Below are 20959 nucleotides of genomic sequence, written 5' to 3' on the forward strand. Positions count from 1 at the left end.
TATACGTTATTTGAAAAATATTAAAGCGTAAGTATTGTTAACACAATTCCTAAAAGGATTGCGGTAAATTTTTTAAAATTGAATTTGTGATTTTCTGAACTTTCAAAAAGTATGATTGTAGAAATATGTAGAAAAACACCAATAATTAAAGCGGTTATTTCTGTATGGTATTCAATGAAAAAAGGCACTTTATCTGAAACTAATACGCCTAACGGACTCATTAAAGCGAAAAGACTTAAAAATAAAATAATTGTTTTTTTACTATAATTTGTCTGTAAAAAGAAAGTTGTTAAAACAATGGCAATAGGAATTTTATGTACAATAATTGCCCAAAGTAAATTGTCGCCAGCATGGTGTATTGGTAATCCTTCAGAAAAAGCATGAATACATAAACTCACAAAAAGTAACCAAGGAAACTTAGATGAATCAGAATGCACATGAATATGACCGTGTTCGGCACCTTTAGAAAACGATTCTAAAACCGATTGTATAATAATTCCGATTAAAATTAAGATTCCGATTTTCTTAGCATCACTTGTATGCATATAAACCTCAGGTAGCAAATGTAATATGGTAACTGACAATAAATAAGCGCCGCTAAAGGCTAAAAGTAAACGAACTAGATTGTTGTTTGGTTTTAAAAATAAAACAAGCAAAGAGCCTACTAAAACAGCAATTATTAATAATATGTAACTCATTCTGCAATTAATATTAATCTATCAGAAGTATTTTTATCAAAACTATTTAAACTATAGTCGCCAAAAACGTGTTTTATTTTTAGGTTTGCCTTCTTAAAGTAAGGTTGCATTTTTTCTAAGGTTAAAAATTTTACCTGCTCTGTATATGAATGTTGTTGGTCATCAGCAATAAAAGAAATATACTTTAAGATAAAACCATCTTTAATTTCTCTTTTAATATGAAACTCAATACCATCAATTGTTTTTACTTCTTCTGCAACTAATGAGTTTTTAACTTTTTCGACGTTTAAAAAATCTAAAACAAACAGACCATTTTCTTTTAAGCCGTTTTTGATACTTTTTAAAATAGCAATATCTTCATTGTCATCCTCAAAATAACCAAAACTTGTAAATAAGTTAAAAATAGCATCGTATTTAAGTTCTATGGGATCACGCATGTCCCAAACTTCAAAATTAAGCGATTCATTTTCAAATTTCTTAGCATAGGCAATACTATTACCACTTAAATCGCCACCAGTTACTTTGTAGCCTAGAGAGTTTAAGTATACAGAATGTCTCCCTTTACCACAAGGTAAGTCAGCAATATGGCTTGTTTTAGGTAGTTTTAAAAAAGATGTAATGTTTCGCATAAAAAATTGCGCATCGGCATCATTTCTATGTTTATATAATGTGTGATAGTAAGAAGTATCGAACCAAGAAGTAAACCAGTCTGTTGTTTTCATAATTATAAGGTCTGCAAAAGTACACAAATCTTACGTTTTTTAGATTGAAACAAGAAAAGATTCACATCAACCCAAAATAAGCTGTACTTTTGCAGTGAAATTTTACAATTACATGGAGAAAGATTTTAAAATGACTGCTGTTACAATGGCAGGTTTAGAAGGTGTTTTAGCAGATGAACTAAGAAAGCTTGGTGGTCAGGATGTTAAGGAAGGAATACGTAATGTTACTTTTAAAGGGGATACAGGTTTTATGTATAAAGCAAATATTGCTTTGCGTACGGCTATTCGTATTTTAAAACCGATTAAAAAGAGTAAAATTTTTGATGAAGAAGATTTATACGAGGCAATTCAGCGTGTAAAATGGGATAAATATATTGATGTTGACGGAACTTTTGCTATCGGAGCAGTAGTAAATTCGAAGAATTTTACAACAAACTCACACTATATTAGTTTAAAATCGAAGGATGCAATTGCTGATTATTTTATGAGCAAGTACAAAAAGCGTCCGAATGTAGATTTAAAGCATCCGGATGTAAAGATTCACATTCATATTCATAATGAATGGTTAACAATTTCTTTAGATTCATCAGGAGATTCACTACACAAAAGAGGATACAGAAGTGCTACCAATATTGCGCCAATTAATGAAGTGTTGGCGGCAGGTTTGGTTTTGTTATCTGGTTATAAAGGAGAAGAGAATTTTATCGACCCAATGTGTGGTTCAGGTACGATTTTAATTGAGGCAGCTATGGTTGCTAATAATATACCTGCAAACATTAATCGTAAGCATTTTGCTTTTGAAAACTGGAAAGATTACGACGAGGATTTATTTTTTGTAATTCAGGATGCGTTGTTAAAGAAAATTACAAGTTCTCATTTTAAAATAATGGGATTTGATAAAGCTCCGTCTGCAGTTACAAAAGCAAAACAGAACATTATAAACGCCAATTTAGAAGAGTTTATAGGAATACACCACGTAAACTTTTTTAACTCTAAGAAAGAAGTATTTGGTAAAACTACTATTTTGTTTAACCCGCCTTATGGTGAACGTTTAAATATTGATGTAGAAGAATTTTATACAAAAATAGGTGATACATTAAAACATAATTACCACGATTCAACTGCTTGGTTGATTACTTCGGATATGTTAGCCCTAAAGCATGTAGGATTGCGTACTTCAAAGAGAATACCGCTTAAAAATGCCGATTTAGATTGTCGTTTTGTAAAGTATGAACTTTATGAAGGAAGTAAAAGAATTAAGAATGATTTTGAATCTGATATTGAAGAATAATATAAAAATCCGCTGAAAGTTTTCAGTGGATTTTTTTTGAAAGTGAGTTTTAAGTATCGTTAACGTTTTTACCATGATTATTAATTTAGTAAGTGCTAAATAAAACAGGGCATCCATAGTAATTTATAGAAATATGCTAAAGTATCTAGTTTTATATCTTTTTAGTATACAGTTATTTTTCTAGTTTATATTTTCCAATATGACCAGATACATCTCCACCAAGGTAAAGATAACCATTGTGTTCTTCTACAGAAGTTGCTTCCGCTACAAATTTCCCAGTTGTATCGTAATATGTTTTTATTATTTCTCCATTACTATTTAAGTGCATTAACATTCCATAAGGTATTGTCTTAGGCTGCATAAAAGATGGAAGCCCATAAACGATTTTTTTAATTAATGGTTTCGAATGTATTTTATCTAGTGATTCATCTCTTTTAGTTGAAAAACCAAGCCAAAAACTACCATCTTTACTTCTAGAAATTCCATTAGGAAAGCCGTTTAAATTATCTATAAATATATCAGTAGTCCCTTTTTTTTCTCCTTTAAGCCAGTATCTACGTATTCTATATTTTGCCAAATCAACCATTAATACAAACTCATCATTTTGAGAAACAGCAACTCCGTTTCCAAAATATGTCCCATCAATTAACGTTTTTACACGTTTTGTTTTTGGGTCATAACTATAAAGGCCTCCATCTGGTCTAACTTCCATTAATAATTTCCAAATATGTTTGTTACTAAAGTTTAATTTTGAAGATGTATTTGTAAAGTAAATAATTCCATCACTAGCAATATCAACGTCATTTGGTATTAAGAATTTGTTGCCGTTTTCATCTTCACTAGCCAAAGTTTTAATATTGCCATTTTGGTCTATACTTATTAAACCTCTTTCTAAGTCGCCAGCGATTAGATTTTGATTACTATCAAAATGCATACCTGTAACCCAAGATTCTGAATTCGCAAATACGGTAACTTTTCCAGACGTATCGATTTTTAAAATGCGACCATCTGTGAAATCTGTTTTAGAAATATGTACTCCGCAATACAAATTTCCTTGATTATCTATTGCAATGTCTTCTGGTCCAAACCAGCCATTTAATTCAATCCGTTTTGTTGTACTTAATAATTCATTTTCTGCCAGTAATCCATCTAGTTTTAAGATTGTTGGTGGTGACCATGCTAAAGGATTAAGTGACCAGGAATTATATAATACATTAGTAATAAATAAAGAGAAGATAATAAGTATTATAATAATTGATATTTTTACTTTTTTAGATGATTTCATTGTGGTTATTTTTAATTTATAAAACACAAAGAAACAACAGGTTTTAATATTTATATCTTGACATTTGTTATGAAATAGAAATTTCTTTTCTAATTCTACTTAAGGATTCAGGCGCTATGCCAAGGAAACTCGCAATTTGGTATTGAGGAACTCTACTTGTAATTTTTTTGTTGTAATTTTTTAAAAAATCTAAATATCTTTTTTTTGCAGATTTAGTCTGCATTGTTAAAGTTCTTTCTAAGGCACAAAGATGATTTTTTTCCGCTAAAATCCTACCGAATTTTTCAAATTTTGAAGATTTTTTATATAACTGAGTCAAGCTATCAAATGATATTTCATAAATTATGCTATCTTCAAGAACTTCTAAAATTTCTGATGAAGTTGTTTGATTTATAAAACTATTAAAAACCGTTATAAATTGATTGTCACAAGCGAAATAAGTAGTAATATCTTTTATATCTAAATTTTTATATGTCCTAAATAATCCCGATTGAATAAAGTATAAAGACTCTGCCGTATTTCCTTCTTCAATTAGTATGGCTTTCGCTTTATATTCTTTCCTTTTTAATTGTTTAGAAAATTCACCCCATTCACTTTCTGTTAATTCAATTAATTCTTTTAATATTATACTCAGTTCGTTCATTTTTAATAGAAGATAACTTTAATTATAAGAGTTCTTTTTTATAAATTAAATCAATTGTTAACAAACCTATTAGAAATTAAGATAATAATCAAACTTAATCAATAAAAACTCACAATGTACATTGTGAGTTTTTATTGATTTGATAAATAAGGTTAAGAAAAAAGATTACTTATTCATCAACAAATATTTACTAAAACTTTTTCCGTTTATTTTAGTGTATTTAGAATCGATATCATAGGCTACATTCATATTCGTAATATTAAAATCACCAGATACTTGCGCATATTTTATGTTTAAATCTTCTTCAAACTTTACGTTTTTAAAAGAAACTCCGTTATTAAATTCGGTATATTTAAAAATAGCACTTTCATTAAAAACAGCATTCGCAAAACTTACATGTTGTTTAAAGTCGGCATATTTAAAGGTTGCAGGTTCATCAAAGAAAGTGTTTTCAAAGGAAATATCTCTCTCGAATTTGGCATATTTAAAAGTAGAGTCATTATTGAATTTTGTGTTTGAAAAATCGGTATTTCTTTCAAAATCAGAATATTTAAACATGGCTTTTTGTTTAAAAGTACAGTCTTTAAATATTACTTCGTCTTCAAAATTAGCGATAAAAGTATAACCACTTTTTTCATGTGGAATGTATGCTAAAACATCATCATTAAAAGTACAGTTAACAAAAGATACCTTATTAGTAATTTGTTTTTCTATGGTATTAGAGCCTCCGTTGTTCCACCAGCTTTTTCTTTTTGGTAATTTAGGCAAAGCCTCATCCATAAAAGTAAAGTCTAAAACTCCTTTTATAGTAGCGTTAGAAATAGTTACTGATTTACCATTTTTTACATCTCTAATAATATCCGAAGCATTTACTGTTTTTTGCGCATAGGTAGATAAGCATAGTAAAAAGGCAATGAATGTAATTGTATTTTTCATTTTTTTGTTTTTGTGTTATACTTAATAGACAAACTATTGTTTTGTTTGTGACACTATTGCAAAGAAAAACAGCATTTAGTTACCTAAATGCTGTTTTAAATATGTTTTAAGAAAAGTCTTAGTTGTTTACTGAATCACTTAAGCCAGCACCCGCTTTAAACTTTACTACGTTTTTAGCAGCAATTTGAATTTCTTTTCCTGTCTGAGGGTTTCTACCAGTTCTAGCAGCTCTTTCAGAAACAGACCAAGTTCCCCATCCAACTAATGCAACTTTGTTACCTGACTTTAAAGACTTAGTAACGTTAGAAGTTAAAGAGTCTAATGCAGCTTTAGCATTAGCTTTAGAAATTCCTGCGTCAGCAGCCATTGCATCGATTAAATCTGATTTGTTCATAATCTTAATAAGTTTTAAAAATTAATTTTTGTTTTTCGCTAAATAGCTCAACAAATATAGTAGGAATGCGGTACCGTGCAAGTTTTGACCCTAAAAAAAGGCTTATTTGTTAATAAGTAGGCTGTAATTGTTAATAACCATGATTACTTTTTACTACAAAACAGTAAAACCTTATAAGTAAAGGGTTACAGCGCTTTTGCTTCTTTATCGAATTGAAAACCGTTTAATAAACTTTTAGCATCCATTAATTTTTTACCAGAAATCTTAATTTCATCAACAATAAGAAAACCGTCTTTTACGGCAATTTTTAATTCCTTTTTAGAGGTAATAACTGTTCCGTTTGTAAATTCATGGTCAGAAAACTCTTTTGTTACACCATATATTTTAGCTGAAATTTCATCTTCACCATTTTTAATAGTTGTCCAAGCAGCAGGGTAAGGGTTTAAACCACGAATATGATTGTAGATATTATTTAAAGATTTAGACCAATCTATTTTACAATTATCAGGATACAGTTTATGAGCAGGTTTTTCTTCTAATTCGGGCTGTTTTGTAGTGTTTACATCTCCCGTAGCAATTAAATCTAATGTTTCGGCAACCAAATTGGCACCTAAATACATTAATCGATCGTGTAATTGACCAACAATTTCATCGTCTTTAATAGTGATATCTTTTTGTAATATAATTTCACCAGTATCAATTTTATCATCAATAAAAAAGGTAGTAACACCTGTTTTGGTTTCACCATTTATAAGTGCCCAGTTAATTGGCGCAGCTCCACGATATTCTGGCAATAAAGAAGCATGCAAATTAAAAGTACCATATGCTGGCATTGCCCAAACTGATTTCGGTAACATTCTAAAAGCAACCACTATTTGTAAATTGACATTCCAATCTTTTAAAGCAGCCTGAAATTCTTCATTTTTTAAATTGGTAGGTTGAAGAATAGGGAGGTTTTGAGACAGGGCATATTTTTTTACAGCAGATTGATTTAGCTTACGACCTCTACCAGCAGGCTTATCTGCAGCAGTAATTACCCCAACTACATTATAATTATTTTCGATAAGGTGTTGCAAAATGGTCACCGCAAAATCGGGTGTTCCCATAAAAACAATGCGTAAATCTCTCATTTATAAAAAGTATTTATTGTTAGTAACGTTTATTTTTTCTTCGGATAATAGCGTACGCAAAAGTATTAAAATGTTTGCTTCTTTTTCGTTTAGATGTGTACTGATTTGGTAAACTGTTAAGGCTTTATGGTTTTTTAATAAATTAAGAATTGCAAGTGGTTTTATAGTAAAAGGTTGTTTTTTTTGTAAGCAAACATCACAAATACCGCATTCTTTACTGCTAGTTTCATTAAAATAATGTAATAACTGTACACTTCTGCAAACTTCATTGTTTTTAATGAACCCTAGTAAATCATCATTTTTTTGCTTTTTCTGAGCTAAATATAAACGGATGTTTTTAGAAACACGGTTTACGGTTGTATCATCTTCTCTAGGATGCAGAAAAAATAATTCTGAATTATTGGTTGCTTGGTTGTATTCAAGCATTTCTTTTTCAGCCATTCGTTCTAATTCCTCAATAACATGCCAAGAAGTAATACCAACTTTTTTAGCGATATAAAACTCATCAATTTTTACCAGGTTTTCAAAAACACCACCATACAAACGTAATAATGTTTGTACAAAGTTTTTTGAAGACGGATTTTGCTGAGAATATAGTAACACTCGTTTGCTTGAAACAGAAAATTGAATGGTAGATTTTTGGTGAAAATTAGAATTCAATTCTATGATTCCGTTACTATTTAATATTTGTAAAGCGTTATAGGTTTTATTAGCAATTAACTTGTATTTACTACAAAATTCTAAAAAGTTAAAATCGAAAGTAGTTTCGACAAGTTCTCCTTTGGCAATTTGAAAATGTTGATATAACTTTCGATGTACCAATTTTATATCTTCAATAACAGGTAGTGATTTTTCTAATAACTCTTTACTAAGTTTAATATCGTTATCATTTGTTAAAACAACCGAAAAAGCTTTGTCACCATTTCGTCCACCACGACCAGCTTCTTGAATATAATTCTCTATAGATACAGGAAGGTTTAAATGAATAACAACCCGAACATTGGGTTTGTCTATTCCCATACCAAAAGCGTTTGTAGCAACAATAATTGGTGTTTTTTCGGTCATCCAACTATCAAAAGAAAGTTGTTTTTCTAAACTTGTTAATCCGCCGTGGTAAAAAGTACTTTTAAAACCGTTAGCATTTAAATAAGCACAGATTTCTTTAGTTTTAACTCTAGAGTTTACATAAACAATTGCTGGTGCTTTCGTTTTAGTAAAAATTTGATGTAATTTACGGAGTTTATCATCCGTCTTAAAAATTTGATATGCTAGGTTTTCTCTGTAAAAAGATTTTTTAAAAACCGTAGGATTTTCTAAATCTAAAGAAACTATAATATCATCAATAACTTTTTTTGTAGCTGTTGCGGTTAAAGCAATAATATTTGTTGTTGGATGTAGTTCTTTTAAAATGGCAATATGCTGATAAGAAGGACGAAAATCGTGTCCCCATTCAGAAATACAATGCGCTTCATCAATTGCAATTAAATTTACATCTAATTGCTTTATTTTTTCTTGAATAAAACGAGATTGTAAGCGCTCGGGAGAAACATATAAAAATTTTATTTTTCCGAAACGGATATTATCAAAAAGTGTAATAATATCATCTTGCGAGCTTCCCGAAGGAATTACGGTAGCTTTTATGCCTTTCGCAACAAGACTTTCTACTTGGTCTTGCATTAATGCGATTAATGGCGAAATAACAATACAAACACCATCATTTATTAAAGCAGGAATTTGAAAACAAATAGATTTACCACCACCTGTTGGTAATAAAGCGATGGTATCTTTTTTTTCTAATACAGCTGCTATAATTTCTTGCTGAGGAGCTCTAAAAGAACTGTGTCCCCAGTAATGTTTTAATATGTTTGTAGATTCTTCATACATCGTTTTATAACGATTGTAAAATAAAATCGCAGCGTTTTTTTATGGTATCAAAAGGAACATCTATAATTTCATATCCTATTTCTTGATATGCTTCTTTTAAATAGGTGTCAATCTCTACAGCCTGCTCGTAGGTTTCGTAGCGCTCGTTATCTGATTTATAAATTTTTTCCCAAGGAGCACACATAAACACTTTTGTATATAAGTATTTATTGCTTTTTTCTTTATAGATAGGCGGATACTCACTTGCTAAATAATTCATATACGCATGTACATCAGGAATTCCTCTGTCGAAAAACACAATGTCATTCGGGCATTTTTCAGCTTCTAAATATTGCTGTTCTCTACCTTCTAATAGCATTTGACTAAAAAGTAAAGGCTGCTCTAAAAACAACTGATCTATTCCTTCTTTTTGAGCTTTTAAGGTAACTTCTCTCGAAATTTCTGGCATACAATTATACCCACGTTTTATAAACTCTCTTAAAATTGAAGATTTACCGGTTCCGGGTCCTCCTATTAAAACTATTTTTTGTTGCATGATGCAAAAATATAAGTTTCAAATTATAAATGTAATAAATAGTGTAATTTTGTCATTCATTTTTATGATTATCTTATATCCAGGATAATTATTATTAGAAAAAGTTTAATAAAGCATTATGTCAGATAGAGAAGCATTTTATATCAAGTTAAAAGGTCAGTTAGAAGATACAACAACATTTCCTAGTAAATATTTATATAAATTTATTGTGCCAACAGATGGTAATCAGGTAGAAGAGGTAAAGAATTTATTTAATAATGGAGGCGCAGTTATAGAAACCAAAAAATCTAAAACAGGTAAATACAACAGTCTTTCTATTTTTTTAAATGTAAAAAACGCCGAAGAAGTAATTGCGTATTATAAAAAAGCAGATGTTATAAAGGGTATAATTTCATTATAGATGTATAAGTTTTTTTCATTTTTTCTCATTTTTGTTATAATAAACAATTCTTTTGCTCAAAAAGACAAAGAATTGTTTCGGATAAATAACTCGCCAGTAATGGTTTCAGAATTTAAACAGGTATATGAGAAAAACTTAGGAATTATAGTTGACGAAGAATCTAAAAGTATAGATAACTATTTAAAGCTATATATTAATTACAAACTAAAAATTAAGGAAGCTTATAATTTAAAATTAGATACTTTAAAAAGTTACAAAAGAGAATTAGAAGGTTATAAAAACCAGTTAATAGCTCCTTATTTACAAGATGAAGCATTTTTATCAAAACTAATAAAAGACGCTTATTATCGCAAAAAAAATGAAGTTAAAGCAAGCCATATATTAATAAAGTTTCCTGAAAAAGGTATTAAATTTGATACGTTAGTACTTTTTAAAAGAATTGAAAAAATTAGAAATAGGATTTTAAACGGGGAATCTTTTAAGAAAGTAGCAAAAGAAGTTTCAGAAGATCCTTCTGCAAATATTAATGGAGGTGATTTAGGTTATTTTTCTGCATTTTCAATGGTGTATCCGTTTGAGGAAGAGGCTTATACAACTCCTTTAAATCAAGTTTCTAAGCCTTTTAAAACAAAATATGGCTACCATATTTTAAAAGTTACAGGAAAAAGACTTTCTAAAGGATCGTTTGATGTTGCTCATATTTTGATAAAAAATGCAACTAATAGTAAAGAAAAGATAGATTCAATTTATCAAAAACTTAAATTAGGTAGTTCTTTTAATGAGCTTGCTAAAAAATACTCAGAAGACAAGGTAACTGCTTTTTTAGGAGGGGATTTACCAAAATTTGGCACAGGTGATATGGTGTCAGTTTTTGAAAATAAGGTTTTAGAAATTAAAAATGTAGGGGATTACACAGAGCCTTTTAAAACCAAATTTGGATGGCATATTGTTAAACTCTTAAAAAATTACCCTATAGGTTCTTTTGATGATGTAAAAGAAGAGTTAACTAAAAAAGTTAGAAATTCTAGTAGAGCAACTTTATCAAAAAAAGTGGTTTTAAGTAGGTTGAAAAAAGAGTACAAAATTAAGGAGTCAGAAAAAGCATTAGCCGTTTTTTTAGTGTCAGAAAATGATGAAATTAATCAAGAGAATCTGAATAGTGTTTTATTCACGATTAATAAAAAAAAAATATTTCAAAAATCGTTTTATAATTATCGTAAAAAGAATAAAAGTATACCAATAAAAACAGTTTATGAAGATTTTATAAATTATGAAGTTTTAACATATTTTAAAAATGATTTATTACATACAAAACCTCAGTTTAAGCAGGCTTTTTTAGAGTATAAAGAAGGATTGCTTTTGTTTGAATTATTGCAAAAAAAAATATGGAATAAATCTTTAAATGATACTGTTGAATTAAAAGCGTTTTATAAATTGAATAAATCAAAATATAAAAACAAACCATTTACAGAAGTAAGAGGATATGTAATTACTGATTATCAAAAACAGCTAGAAACAGATTGGGTAAATGAGCTAAGAGAAAAAAGTGAAATTGAAATAAAAGTAAAAGAATTAAAAAAGTTAAAAAAAATATACAATCAATAAAAAAGTGAAAAAAATAATCCTTTTATTACTAGTAATATTTGTTGTTTCTTCTTGTGATTTTATTAGCTTAAAAACTAAAAGAGTCGAGCAGCATAGGCCTATTGCTACCGTTTATAATAAAAACCTTTACAAGAAAGATATAGCTGAATTAATTCCTAAAGGTATTACCAAAAAAGATAGTATGGTAATCGTAAAAGGGCTTATAAATTCCTGGGCTAAAAAAGAATTATTATTAGTAAAAGCAGAAGAAAATATATCTGGAGTAAACAGTAGTAAAATAGAAAGTTTAGTAAATAATTATAAAAAAAGCCTGTATATAAATGGTTACAAAGAACGTTTAATAAAGCAGCAATTAGATACAATTGTAAATGAAGAAGAAATAGAGTTGTATTATCAAAAAAATAAAGAAAATTTTAAATTAAACGAAGAGCTCTTACAGTTTGAATATATTCATTTCGGAAAAGACTTTTTGGATAAAGAAGAAATAATAAAAAACTTTAAATCTTCAGAGGAAGAAGAGCGTGAAGATTTAGAAAGGTATTTATTAAACTTTAAATCTTACAGACTACAAGATTCAACTTGGGTGCCTTTTTCTTATTTACAGAAAAAAGTACCGGCTCTTGAGTCGAAAACTGATCAAAAACTGTTAAAAATATCTAAATACATACAAAAAGAAGATAGTTTAGGAGTATATTTGGTCGCTGTAAAAAATATGTTGCCAAAAAACGCAACAGCACCTTTGTTATTTGTAAATCCGAGGATAAAACAAATAATTTTACACAAGCGAAAATTAGAATTAATTAGAGAGATAGAAAAAACGTTGATAAATGATGCAATTCAAAACAAAAACTTTAAAGAATACTAGTATTTTATTTACCTTTTTCTTAGCTAGTTTAGGTGCTATAAATGCACAAGAAACTAAAATAGATGGAGTAGCAGTAGTTATTGGTAAAAATATTGTTTTAGATTCTGACATAGATAAATTTAAGCAAGAAGTAGAACAAAGAAGTGAAGGGAAGATAACAATTTCTAATTGTGAAATGTTAGAAGAGTTAATGCAACAAAAGTTATTAGCCCATCATGCAGTTATTGATAGTGTTGTTGTTTCTCAATCAGATATTGATGAAAAAGTAACAAGAAGTATAGCTTACTTTACTAATGAATATGGTAGTGAAGAAAAAGTTGTTAAAGCATATGGTTTTAATGATATTGAAGATTTAAAGAAAGAGTTAGAAAGAGTTCAAAAAGAGAATCTTCTTATCGAAAAAGAACAGCAAAAAATAACGCAAGATATTGATGTTACTCCAGAAGAAATTAGAGTTTATTTTAAAGGGTTATCAGATAAAGAAGAATTACCAGAAATACCAGCAGAGGTAGAAATAGCTCAGTTAGTTTTAAAAGCAGAACCAACTAAAGAAGAAATTGATCGTATTATTAATAAGCTTAATGAAATTAAAAAGCAAGTTGAAGGAGGTGCGAGTTTTAAATTAAAAGCAATTATAAATTCAGACGATCCTAGTGCCGCTCAAAATAGCGGTAATATGGGAGTAATTACAAAAGAAACTGGTTTTGTAAAAGAATTTAAAGAAGTAGCTTTTTCATTAGAAGAAGGTCAAATTTCAGAGCCATTTAAATCTCCTTTCGGATACCATATTGTTTTATTAAATAAAATAAGAGGTAATGGTCGTGATGTTTCTCACATATTAATGCAACCAGAAATTTCTGATGCTAAATTAAATGAAACAAAAGAAGCTATCGAAAAGATTGTAAAAGATGTAAAAGATGGTACAATAACTTTTGAAGACGCTGTAAAAAAGTATTCAGAAGAAGAGGAAACAAAAAATAATGGAGGATTGTTAATAAACCCATATACACAAGAAACTACTTTTGAATTAACAAGAATGGCACCAGATTTATTTGGTAGAATTAGTGAGCTTAATAAAGGTGATTTGTCTGATATTTTTTATGATGAAACTCGTGAAGGTGAAAAAATGTATAAAGTAATTTTATTAAAAAATAAAACGGAAACACATACAGCCGACCTTGTAGAAGATTATGTAAGAATGCAACAATTTGCGTTAGCAAAGAAAAAAGAAGAAACCATTATAAAGTGGTCTAAAGAAAAAATACAAGAAACCTATATAAAATTAGGTAGTGATTATAAAGATTGTACTTTTAAGAAAGATTGGAAAAAAGAAAACAAATAAGAACTAATAATTTTAGTATATTGTGATTCCCGCGTTTAGCGGGAATCTTATTTTATAATAGTTTGTAAATTAAGATTTTTTTGAAAAAGAACATTTAAAATTTAATTCATGTCAGACGTTACTGCTGTAAACAATTTAGTAAAAAAATTTAGTCAATTACAACAAGAAATAGGTAAGGTTATAATTGGGCAGCAAGAGGCTGTAAATTACACCTTATTGTCTGTTCTTTGCGGAGGTCATTCTCTTTTAATAGGAGTTCCCGGTTTGGCAAAAACCTTGCTAGTAAATACCATTTCAGATGTATTAGGTTTGCAATTTAGCCGTATTCAGTTTACACCCGATTTAATGCCTTCGGATATTTTAGGAAGCGAAATTTTAGATGAAAACCGTCAGTTTAAATTTATAAAAGGACCTATTTTTTCTAATATTATTTTAGCGGATGAAATTAACCGTACACCACCAAAAACGCAAGCAGCTTTGTTAGAAGCAATGCAAGAAAAGTCGGTTACTATTTCTGGAAACCATTACAAGTTAGATTTGCCTTTTTTTGTATTAGCGACACAAAACCCTATTGAGCAAGAAGGAACGTATCCTTTACCAGAAGCGCAGTTAGATCGTTTTATGTTTTCTATTCATTTAGAATACCCAACATTTGAAGAAGAGGTTGAGGTTGTAAAAAGTACCACGTCAACAAGTAGCCAAAAGGTAACTTCAGTTTTATCATCACAAGAAATTATAGAATTGCAAAAGTTGATTCGAAGAATACCTGTAGCTGATAATGTAGTAGAATATGCAGTTGGTTTGGTAGGTAAAACACGACCGAAATCAGATAAGGCAACAGAACTAATTAAAAAATATATCGATTGGGGAGCAGGACCAAGAGCCTCACAAAACTTAATTTTAGCAGCAAAAGCACATGCTGCGATAAACGGAAAATTTTCTCCTGACATTGAAGATGTCCAAGGAGTTGCTATTCCGATATTATCACACAGAATCGTTAAAAATTATAAGGCGGAAGCTGAAGGAATCACAATTAAAGAAATTATTAAATCATTATTTTAATGAAGAAGTTACTCGTATTTAGTGTGTTGTTTTTAGCTATAATAGTTTCTTGTAAAAAAGAAATTCTTACAGTTGATGTATCAGAAGAAACAGAGAAAAAAGAGATTTTAGTTATAATGAAAACTCAAGAAAAAGCGTGGTCTAATCACGATTTAGAAGGTTTCATGCAAGGGTATTGGAAAAGTGATTCTTTAAAGTTTTATGGAAGTAATGGAGTTACTTTTGGATGGGACAAAACCTTAGCGAATTATAAAAAAGGGTATCCAACAAAAGACCATTCTGGTGAACTTAAGTTTAAGATTAATGATATTTCAAAGATAAATAACGATGCTTATTTTGTGATGGGAGAATATCATTTAACAAGAAAAGTAGGAGATGCAAATGGCGTGTTTATGATTATCTTTAAAAAGATAAAAGGTAAATGGAAAATTATTGCAGATACTTCTTGTTAATATAGTTACTAAAAAAACAATAAAAGAGGCAATTTCAATTGAAATTGCCTCTTTTTTATTATGCAAAAATGACTTTATGAAAACATTTTCGCTACTTTTTCAGCTTTTCTACTTTCGCTATAATCGTAAAAACCTTCACCTGATTTACTTCCTAATTTACCAGCATTTACCATGTTTACTAATAAAGGACATGGAGCATATTTAGGATTTTTAAATCCATCGTACATAACATTTAAGATAGATAAACAAACATCTAAACCAATAAAATCAGCTAATTGTAAAGGCCCCATTGGATGTGCCATTCCTAACTTCATTACGGTATCAATTTCAGCAACACCAGCAACACCGTTGTATAATGTTTCGATAGATTCGTTAATCATTGGCATTAAAATACGATTAGCGACAAAGCCAGGGTAATCATTTACTTCAACAGGTATCTTACCAATCTTTTTAGTTAAATCAATCGTAAAGTCCATTACTTCATCAGTGGTGTTATAACCCCTAATAATTTCAACCAATTTCATGATTGGCACCGGATTCATAAAATGCATTCCAATTACTTTTTCAGGTCTATTGGTAACCGCAGCAATTTGTGTGATAGAAATAGAAGAAGTATTGGTAGCCAAAATGGTATCTTCAGGACAAACTTCATCTAAGTTTTTAAATATTTTTAATTTTAAATCTACATTTTCAGTAGCAGCTTCAATAACTAAACTAGCGTATTGAACGCCTTCTTTAATTGAGGTATAGGTTGAAATGTTACCTAAAGTTGTATTTTTATCAGCTTCAGATATTTTTTCTTTAGTAACCATTCTATCTAAATTTTTAGTGATAGTTGCTAAACCTTTGTCTAAGGCAGTTTGAGATATATCAATAAGTTGAACGTTGTATCCAAATTGAGCAAATGTATGCGCAATTCCGTTACCCATAGTTCCTGCTCCAATTACAGCGATATTTTTCATTTTTTGTATGTTTTATTATTTTGTAAAGCAATCAATTATCATATGAGCAACACGTAAAGCTTCGGTTCCTTGACTTAATGAAACGATTGGTGTTGTGTTATTATTTATAGCATCAGCAAACGATTCTAGTTCATCAAGAATAGCATTGTTTTCAACTATATCAGGATTATCGAAATAAATTTGTTTTTTTACACCTTCAGCATTTTGAAGAATCATTGCAAATTCATCAGGGTTTTCAGGAACATCTTTCATTTTAACCACTTCTGATTTTTTCTCTAAGAAATCGACAGAAATATAGGCATCCTTTTGAAAAAAGCGACTTTTACGCATGTTTTTCATTGAAATTCTACTAGATGTTAAGTTGGCAACACATCCGTTTTCAAACTCAATACGAGCATTGGCAATATCTGGTGTGTCAGAAATAACTGAAACTCCACTTGCATGTACATTTTTTACTTTAGATTTTACGACTGATAAAATAATATCAATATCATGAATCATTAAATCTAAAACAACAGGCACATCAGTTCCTCTAGGATTAAATTCTGCCAATCTATGTGTTTCGATAAACATTGGTGTGTCTATCATATCTTTTACAGCTGTAAACGCAGGATTGAAACGCTCTACATGACCCACTTGACCACGAATGTGGTTTTGGCTAGCTAAAGTTCTAATAGCTTGCGCTTCTTGTAGGGTGTTTGTAATTGGTTTTTCAATAAAAATGTGTTTTCCTTTTTCTATTGCTTGTTTTGCGCAATCGAAGTGAGATAATGTTGGTGTAACAATATCTACGATATCTACAGCATCTATTAAAGCATCAATAGAATTAAATAATTTATATCCAAATTCTTTTGCTACTTTTTTAGCGTTCTCAGTAAAAGGATCGTAAAATCCTACCAATTCATATTTTTCAGATTGTTGTAACAAACGCAAGTGAATTTTACCTAAATGACCTGCACCTAAAACTCCAGCTTTTAACATAGTATGTTTAATTTTGTATGGTCATTTTTTATAAAAGAAGTAGTTCTTACCAGAAGATTACTTAACAATTTAATCTATAAATGCCCTTGTTTTTAACCTATTTAACTTTTCTTTTTTAACTAGAAAAGCAATGCAAACAAAGATACACTTTTATACAGATTTATTACTACTTTTGAATTGTTGAAATTTTTACCATTTGTGATAGATACTACCAAACATCAAGGACTTAGAAATCAATTAGCTATTGTTTTACAAACAAAAGGTATTGAAGATGAAAACGTGTTAAATGCTATACGTAAAATACCAAGGCATCTTTTTATAGATAGTAGCTTCGAGGCACATGCATATCAAAACAAAGCATTTCCTATTGCAGCTGAGCAAACAATTTCTCATCCGTATACGGTTGCATTTCAGTCTCAGGTTTTAAAAATTAAGCCAGGAGATAAAGTTTTAGAAATAGGAACAGGATCAGGATATCAAACAGCTGTTTTATTAGAGTTAAAAGCAGAGGTTTTTACGATAGAGCGTCAGCATGAATTATTTAAGAGAACCTCAAGATTTTTACCTAAAATAGGATACAGGCCGAAACGATTTATTTTTGGTGATGGTTACAAAGGTTTGCCTGAAGAGGCTCTTTTTGATCAAATTATAGTAACAGCGGGCGCACCGTTTGTGCCCAAAGCATTATTAGGACAAATAAAAGTAGGAGGTAAATTGTTAATTCCTGTTGGAGATAAAGAACAGGTAATGACATTATTTATAAGAAAATCACCAAAAGAATTTGAGAAATATGAATTGGGTGATTTTAAATTTGTGCCAATGTTAGAAAAGAAAAACTAAAAAAATCCGCCTAAGAAAAGCGGATTTATTGAATTTGAATAAAAAGAAACACCAAGTTATTCAGCTATTTCTGTTGCATCGGCAACAATAATCTCTGATTGATGTTGATTTTGTTTTGTTTGATCTACTTTAGATAACCCACAAGGAGATGTACTTCCGCAAGAAGAAAAACCTATTAAACTAACGACACAAATTGCAATAAATACTACTTTTTTCATTTTTCTTGTTTTATAAAAATCAAATATACATATTTCTGATTAACTCCCTAGAATCTTTCTTCGAATCAATAACGTTAAACCCTATCATTTTATTTTGTATTTGGGTAACTAAATCTTCCGAGATAGGTTTACCTTCATTCCATTCGGTTATAGATAACCATTCTTGAATGTCCTCTATCTTCTGTTCGTATCTGTGCGCCAAAGTTTCATCAATATTATCAATGCTTTTAAAATCATTAGTACAATTGTTAATGATATTTAAAACATTTTTAACTTCTTCAAAATTATTTTCTAAAACTTCGTTTCTAACAGCTACTACAAAACATGGCCAAGGTGTAGGACAATCTCCTAAGCGTCTAAAAGTATTGTTGTCAACTAAAGGTTTTGTAGTAAAATGCTCCCACATAAAGTAATCTGCATCTCCGTTTGTTAAAGCATCGATTCCTCCTTGTAGGTCGCCAACAACTTTAAACTTTAGCTTGTCAATATTCCAACCGTTATTGTGTGCATTTACGATTGCCATTAAATGAGAACCAGAGCCAAAACGGCTAATTGCTACAGTGGCATTTTCTAAATCAGCAATTTTTTTAAATTTCGATTTATCACCAACATGAATTCCCCATATTAGAGGGCTCTTAACAAAGGTTTGTGTTATTTTAGAAGGGTTACCGTTAATAATATCTTTAATAATTCCTTCGGTTAATACAATTGCAATATCTACTTCGCCAGAGCGTAGAGCTTTGCACATTTGCCCAGTACCACCAGGAAAATCTTGCCAGCGTAAATTAATACCTTGGTTTGTAAATTCTTTATTTTTTAAAGTAATATACCAAGGATAATTAAAGTGTTCTGGTACACCACCTACTTTTAAGTTTAGCATTATCCTACTAATTTATCTAATGTATATATAATTAAATCGGTAACCACTTTATTTGGGTCTTCACTAAAAGTACCATTAGCTCTATTTGCAATTATGGCATTCATAGAGGCCGCATTATGACCTAGTAATTTTGATAAACCATATATAGCAGAAGTTTCCATTTCTAAATTGGTAATTCTGTTTTCGTTATAACTAAAGCTATCTATTTTTTTATTTAAATCTCCATCTTGTAAAGCTAAACGTAACACACGTCCTTGTGGTCCGTAAAAACCTCCAGCGGTAGCTGTGATTCCTTTAAAAATAGTATCAGACATTAATATATTCTCTAAGCTTTTTCCGTTTGAAACAACCAATGGATATGATTTTTTAGCACTCCAATTAGTATGCGAAATAAAAGCTTGCTCGATTTCTTGATGCGCTATTTCTGCTGTTTGATATGATAATAACATTCCGTTTAAATCGATAGCATGAGAACTTAATAAGAAACTATTTACAGGAATATCAGCTTGTAAAGAACCTGAAGTTCCCATACGTGTAATATTTAATTGCGTATGTGTTTCTTTTATTTTACGTGTTTTTAAATCGATGTTAACCAAAGCATCTAATTCATTTAAAACAATATCAATATTATCAGGTCCAATTCCGGTAGAAACCACTGTTAGGCGTTTTCCTTTATAGGTTCCGGTAGTTGTTTTAAATTCACGTTTTTGAGTTGTAAACTCAATGGTGTCAAAATGTTGTGTAACTTTATCTACACGATATTGATCGCCAACGAAAATAATATCGTTAGCTATATGTTCTGGTCTTAAATTTAGATGATATATGCTTCCATCAGGATTTAAGATAAGCTCAGAATTTTGAATTTTCATTTATGATGTGATTTTTAGCAGCCTATTAGTAGTATTTACATATAAGTAGCTGTATTTTTTAGCCCCGCCAAGATACGAAAAATCAGAACGTATTTTACCATAATAATTTGTTTGTTGGTGCAATACTTTTTTACCTATTTTACTTAGTTTAATAGGGTTGAAAGAGGTAAACATATTTTTTAATTGATCAATTTTATTAAAATATTGAGAATCACCAAATCCGTAGTTTTCTTGGTTGATTAATAGCTTGTTAACCAATTGTGCTTTGCTTTCAAATTGATTTTTGTTTGCCGTTTTTAAAATACTATTTTCAATATGATTTAAGCCGTTTTCAATTGATGGAAAGCGAAGTAAATGATTTTTTATGGCTTCTTCTAAGTAGTTAAAAGTATTATTTTTGTCGAGTTTATAAACATTTTCTAACTGTAACGGACTGTCAGAGCAATATAACTGCCAAATATAATCGGCATATTCAATATCATCTTGTGTTAAGGTAATCTTGTTTTTGTAGTGTTCTTGCAGTTGATTGTTTGTGAGTTCCGCTAAGCTTACTAACTTTTTTTGAGAGTTTATTTTTCCGCTACAAACTAATGATATTTGTCGTCCTTTTCGGTAATGTTTTAACCAGCTAATTACAGCTAGCATGTTTACTTGACAAAATAAATCGTGCTCGAACCAAAGTATAATTTCGTCTTGAGCTTTTTCGTTACAAAGGCTGCGATATTCTTTTAAAGTATTATCGATAAACTTTTGTTTTGAAATTTTGTATGATGTTTTTAAAAAATCGAAACGTGTTTTCCAGAAACTTTCACTACCAACATCAGCAATAGTTTTTCCTTCACATAACATTTCTCGCCATGTAATAACTTTGCCTTCAAAATTTAATTCTTCAAGTCTTTTAGTAGTAAAGTCTCCGTTTGTAATATGTAATTTAGGGGAAATCATATTTAATGGAATTTTAGTTG

The 20959-nt window shown here is 29.7% G+C and carries 23 protein-coding genes; 8 read left to right on the forward strand and 15 right to left on the reverse strand.

The genetic code is table 11. From position 1 onward, the window contains the following. Nucleotides 1-20 precede the first annotated feature (20 nt). Together AC28QF_RS00070 and AC28QF_RS00075 are read right to left on the reverse strand one after the other, a co-directional pair. On the reverse strand, nt 21-698 hold the full coding sequence (locus AC28QF_RS00070; protein ID WP_488200389.1) for a ZIP family metal transporter: 678 nt from the start codon (nt 696-698) through the stop codon (nt 21-23). After that, complete coding sequence (locus tag AC28QF_RS00075) at nt 695-1420, reverse strand: class I SAM-dependent methyltransferase (protein WP_488200388.1); 726 nt, start codon at nt 1418-1420, stop codon at nt 695-697. Before AC28QF_RS00075 ends, AC28QF_RS00070 begins: the two co-directional genes overlap by 4 nt. 112 nt (nt 1421-1532) lie before the next feature. Here AC28QF_RS00075 and AC28QF_RS00080 point away from each other — a divergent pair, with 112 nt between their 5' ends. Then, the gene (locus AC28QF_RS00080) at nt 1533-2711 is read left to right on the forward strand and encodes a THUMP domain-containing class I SAM-dependent RNA methyltransferase (protein WP_488200387.1); all 1179 of its coding nucleotides are present in this window, start codon (nt 1533-1535) and stop codon (nt 2709-2711) included. Between the two features lie 172 nt (nt 2712-2883). On the opposite strand, the gene AC28QF_RS00085 is transcribed toward AC28QF_RS00080, so the two are convergent. The 7 genes from AC28QF_RS00085 to AC28QF_RS00115 all read right to left on the reverse strand — a co-directional run bounded on the left by AC28QF_RS00085 (nt 2884) and on the right by AC28QF_RS00115 (nt 9518). After that, entirely contained in the window at nt 2884-3996 is a 1113-nt protein-coding gene (locus tag AC28QF_RS00085) for an SMP-30/gluconolactonase/LRE family protein (protein ID WP_488200386.1), read from the reverse strand. 67 nt (nt 3997-4063) lie between these two features. Then, on the reverse strand, nt 4064-4639 hold the full coding sequence (locus AC28QF_RS00090) for a Crp/Fnr family transcriptional regulator (RefSeq protein ID WP_488200385.1): 576 nt from the start codon (nt 4637-4639) through the stop codon (nt 4064-4066). A 165-nt stretch (nt 4640-4804) separates the two neighbouring features. Continuing rightward, nucleotides 4805-5575, reverse strand: coding sequence for a pentapeptide repeat-containing protein (locus AC28QF_RS00095; protein WP_488200384.1), 771 nt, complete (start codon nt 5573-5575; stop codon nt 4805-4807). Nucleotides 5576-5693: 118 nt separating this feature from the next. Next, nucleotides 5694-5969: an HU family DNA-binding protein gene (locus tag AC28QF_RS00100; protein WP_218772720.1), complete on the reverse strand. Its 276-nt coding sequence runs from the start codon at nt 5967-5969 to the stop codon at nt 5694-5696. A 185-nt stretch (nt 5970-6154) separates the two neighbouring features. Beyond that, a complete protein-coding gene (gene fmt / locus AC28QF_RS00105) occupies nt 6155-7099 on the reverse strand; it encodes a methionyl-tRNA formyltransferase (protein WP_488200383.1) in 945 nt (314 codons plus the stop codon). Next, nucleotides 7100-8983 (reverse strand): RecQ family ATP-dependent DNA helicase, encoded by a 1884-nt coding sequence (locus tag AC28QF_RS00110; RefSeq protein WP_488200382.1) that lies wholly within the window; start codon nt 8981-8983, stop codon nt 7100-7102. It lies immediately after the preceding gene. Between the two features lie 4 nt (nt 8984-8987). Then, nucleotides 8988-9518, reverse strand: a complete 531-nt coding sequence (locus AC28QF_RS00115) for an AAA family ATPase (protein ID WP_488200381.1) — start codon at nt 9516-9518, stop codon at nt 8988-8990. A 118-nt stretch (nt 9519-9636) separates the two neighbouring features. Here AC28QF_RS00115 and AC28QF_RS00120 point away from each other — a divergent pair, with 118 nt between their 5' ends. The 6 genes from AC28QF_RS00120 to AC28QF_RS00145 all read left to right on the forward strand — a co-directional run bounded on the left by AC28QF_RS00120 (nt 9637) and on the right by AC28QF_RS00145 (nt 15244). Further along, complete coding sequence (locus tag AC28QF_RS00120) at nt 9637-9918, forward strand: DUF493 family protein (protein ID WP_488200380.1); 282 nt, start codon at nt 9637-9639, stop codon at nt 9916-9918. Nucleotides 9919-9990: 72 nt separating this feature from the next. After that, on the forward strand, nt 9991-11523 hold the full coding sequence (locus AC28QF_RS00125; RefSeq protein WP_488200379.1) for a peptidylprolyl isomerase: 1533 nt from the start codon (nt 9991-9993) through the stop codon (nt 11521-11523). Between the two features lie 4 nt (nt 11524-11527). Then, a complete protein-coding gene (locus tag AC28QF_RS00130) occupies nt 11528-12388 on the forward strand; it encodes a hypothetical protein (RefSeq protein WP_488200378.1) in 861 nt (286 codons plus the stop codon). After that, a complete protein-coding gene (locus AC28QF_RS00135) occupies nt 12351-13730 on the forward strand; it encodes a peptidylprolyl isomerase (RefSeq protein ID WP_488200377.1) in 1380 nt (459 codons plus the stop codon). Before AC28QF_RS00130 ends, AC28QF_RS00135 begins: the two co-directional genes overlap by 38 nt. Nucleotides 13731-13838: 108 nt before the next feature. Beyond that, nucleotides 13839-14792, forward strand: coding sequence for an AAA family ATPase (locus tag AC28QF_RS00140; protein ID WP_488200376.1), 954 nt, complete (start codon nt 13839-13841; stop codon nt 14790-14792). Then, nucleotides 14792-15244 carry a DUF4440 domain-containing protein gene (locus AC28QF_RS00145; protein WP_488200375.1) on the forward strand — a complete coding sequence of 151 codons (453 nt, stop codon included), beginning with the start codon at nt 14792-14794 and terminating at the stop codon, nt 15242-15244. Before AC28QF_RS00140 ends, AC28QF_RS00145 begins: the two co-directional genes overlap by 1 nt. Nucleotides 15245-15318: 74 nt before the next feature. On the opposite strand, the gene AC28QF_RS00150 is transcribed toward AC28QF_RS00145, so the two are convergent. Together AC28QF_RS00150 and AC28QF_RS00155 are read right to left on the reverse strand one after the other, a co-directional pair. Next, nucleotides 15319-16206: a 3-hydroxybutyryl-CoA dehydrogenase gene (locus AC28QF_RS00150; protein ID WP_488200374.1), complete on the reverse strand. Its 888-nt coding sequence runs from the start codon at nt 16204-16206 to the stop codon at nt 15319-15321. A gap of 15 nt (nt 16207-16221) precedes the next feature. Continuing rightward, nucleotides 16222-17187 (reverse strand): Gfo/Idh/MocA family protein, encoded by a 966-nt coding sequence (locus AC28QF_RS00155; protein WP_488200373.1) that lies wholly within the window; start codon nt 17185-17187, stop codon nt 16222-16224. A 198-nt stretch (nt 17188-17385) separates the two neighbouring features. On the opposite strand from AC28QF_RS00155, the gene AC28QF_RS00160 reads away from it, so the two are divergent. Then, on the forward strand, nt 17386-18027 hold the full coding sequence (locus AC28QF_RS00160) for a protein-L-isoaspartate(D-aspartate) O-methyltransferase (RefSeq protein ID WP_488200409.1): 642 nt from the start codon (nt 17386-17388) through the stop codon (nt 18025-18027). Nucleotides 18028-18083: 56 nt separating this feature from the next. Here AC28QF_RS00160 and AC28QF_RS00165 read toward each other — a convergent pair whose 3' ends face one another. The 4 genes from AC28QF_RS00165 to AC28QF_RS00180 are packed head-to-tail and all read right to left on the reverse strand — an operon-like array spanning nt 18084 to nt 20939. Further along, a complete protein-coding gene (locus AC28QF_RS00165; RefSeq protein WP_488200372.1) occupies nt 18084-18245 on the reverse strand; it encodes a hypothetical protein in 162 nt (53 codons plus the stop codon). 19 nt (nt 18246-18264) lie between these two features. Continuing rightward, nucleotides 18265-19125, reverse strand: coding sequence for a substrate-binding domain-containing protein (locus AC28QF_RS00170; RefSeq protein ID WP_488200371.1), 861 nt, complete (start codon nt 19123-19125; stop codon nt 18265-18267). After that, nucleotides 19125-19994 (reverse strand): nucleoside phosphorylase, encoded by an 870-nt coding sequence (locus AC28QF_RS00175; protein ID WP_488200370.1) that lies wholly within the window; start codon nt 19992-19994, stop codon nt 19125-19127. Before AC28QF_RS00175 ends, AC28QF_RS00170 begins: the two co-directional genes overlap by 1 nt. After that, nucleotides 19995-20939, reverse strand: a complete 945-nt coding sequence (locus tag AC28QF_RS00180) for a DUF1835 domain-containing protein (protein WP_488200369.1) — start codon at nt 20937-20939, stop codon at nt 19995-19997. Between the last annotated feature and the right edge of the window lie 20 nt (nt 20940-20959).

The organism is Tenacibaculum sp. M1.3A, from assembly GCF_057732375.1.

Bases quoted from the DNA above. Each gene is read 5' to 3' on its own strand.
- AC28QF_RS00070 (WP_488200389.1), bottom strand. From the start codon at position 698: ATGAGTTACATATTATTAATAATTGCTGTTTTAGTAGGCTCTTTGCTT.
- AC28QF_RS00075 (WP_488200388.1), bottom strand. From the start codon at position 1,420: ATGAAAACAACAGACTGGTTTACTTCTTGGTTCGATACTTCTTACTAT.
- AC28QF_RS00080 (WP_488200387.1), top strand. From the start codon at position 1,533: ATGGAGAAAGATTTTAAAATGACTGCTGTTACAATGGCAGGTTTAGAA.
- AC28QF_RS00085 (WP_488200386.1), bottom strand. From the start codon at position 3,996: ATGAAATCATCTAAAAAAGTAAAAATATCAATTATTATAATACTTATT.
- AC28QF_RS00090 (WP_488200385.1), bottom strand. From the start codon at position 4,639: ATGAACGAACTGAGTATAATATTAAAAGAATTAATTGAATTAACAGAA.
- AC28QF_RS00095 (WP_488200384.1), bottom strand. From the start codon at position 5,575: ATGAAAAATACAATTACATTCATTGCCTTTTTACTATGCTTATCTACC.
- AC28QF_RS00100 (WP_218772720.1), bottom strand. From the start codon at position 5,969: ATGAACAAATCAGATTTAATCGATGCAATGGCTGCTGACGCAGGAATT.
- fmt (WP_488200383.1), bottom strand. From the start codon at position 7,099: ATGAGAGATTTACGCATTGTTTTTATGGGAACACCCGATTTTGCGGTG.
- AC28QF_RS00110 (WP_488200382.1), bottom strand. From the start codon at position 8,983: ATGTATGAAGAATCTACAAACATATTAAAACATTACTGGGGACACAGT.
- AC28QF_RS00115 (WP_488200381.1), bottom strand. From the start codon at position 9,518: ATGCAACAAAAAATAGTTTTAATAGGAGGACCCGGAACCGGTAAATCT.
- AC28QF_RS00120 (WP_488200380.1), top strand. From the start codon at position 9,637: ATGTCAGATAGAGAAGCATTTTATATCAAGTTAAAAGGTCAGTTAGAA.
- AC28QF_RS00135 (WP_488200377.1), top strand. From the start codon at position 12,351: ATGATGCAATTCAAAACAAAAACTTTAAAGAATACTAGTATTTTATTT.
- AC28QF_RS00140 (WP_488200376.1), top strand. From the start codon at position 13,839: ATGTCAGACGTTACTGCTGTAAACAATTTAGTAAAAAAATTTAGTCAA.
- AC28QF_RS00145 (WP_488200375.1), top strand. From the start codon at position 14,792: ATGAAGAAGTTACTCGTATTTAGTGTGTTGTTTTTAGCTATAATAGTT.
- AC28QF_RS00150 (WP_488200374.1), bottom strand. From the start codon at position 16,206: ATGAAAAATATCGCTGTAATTGGAGCAGGAACTATGGGTAACGGAATT.
- AC28QF_RS00155 (WP_488200373.1), bottom strand. From the start codon at position 17,187: ATGTTAAAAGCTGGAGTTTTAGGTGCAGGTCATTTAGGTAAAATTCAC.
- AC28QF_RS00165 (WP_488200372.1), bottom strand. From the start codon at position 18,245: ATGAAAAAAGTAGTATTTATTGCAATTTGTGTCGTTAGTTTAATAGGT.
- AC28QF_RS00170 (WP_488200371.1), bottom strand. From the start codon at position 19,125: ATGCTAAACTTAAAAGTAGGTGGTGTACCAGAACACTTTAATTATCCT.
- AC28QF_RS00175 (WP_488200370.1), bottom strand. From the start codon at position 19,994: ATGAAAATTCAAAATTCTGAGCTTATCTTAAATCCTGATGGAAGCATA.
- AC28QF_RS00180 (WP_488200369.1), bottom strand. From the start codon at position 20,939: ATGATTTCCCCTAAATTACATATTACAAACGGAGACTTTACTACTAAA.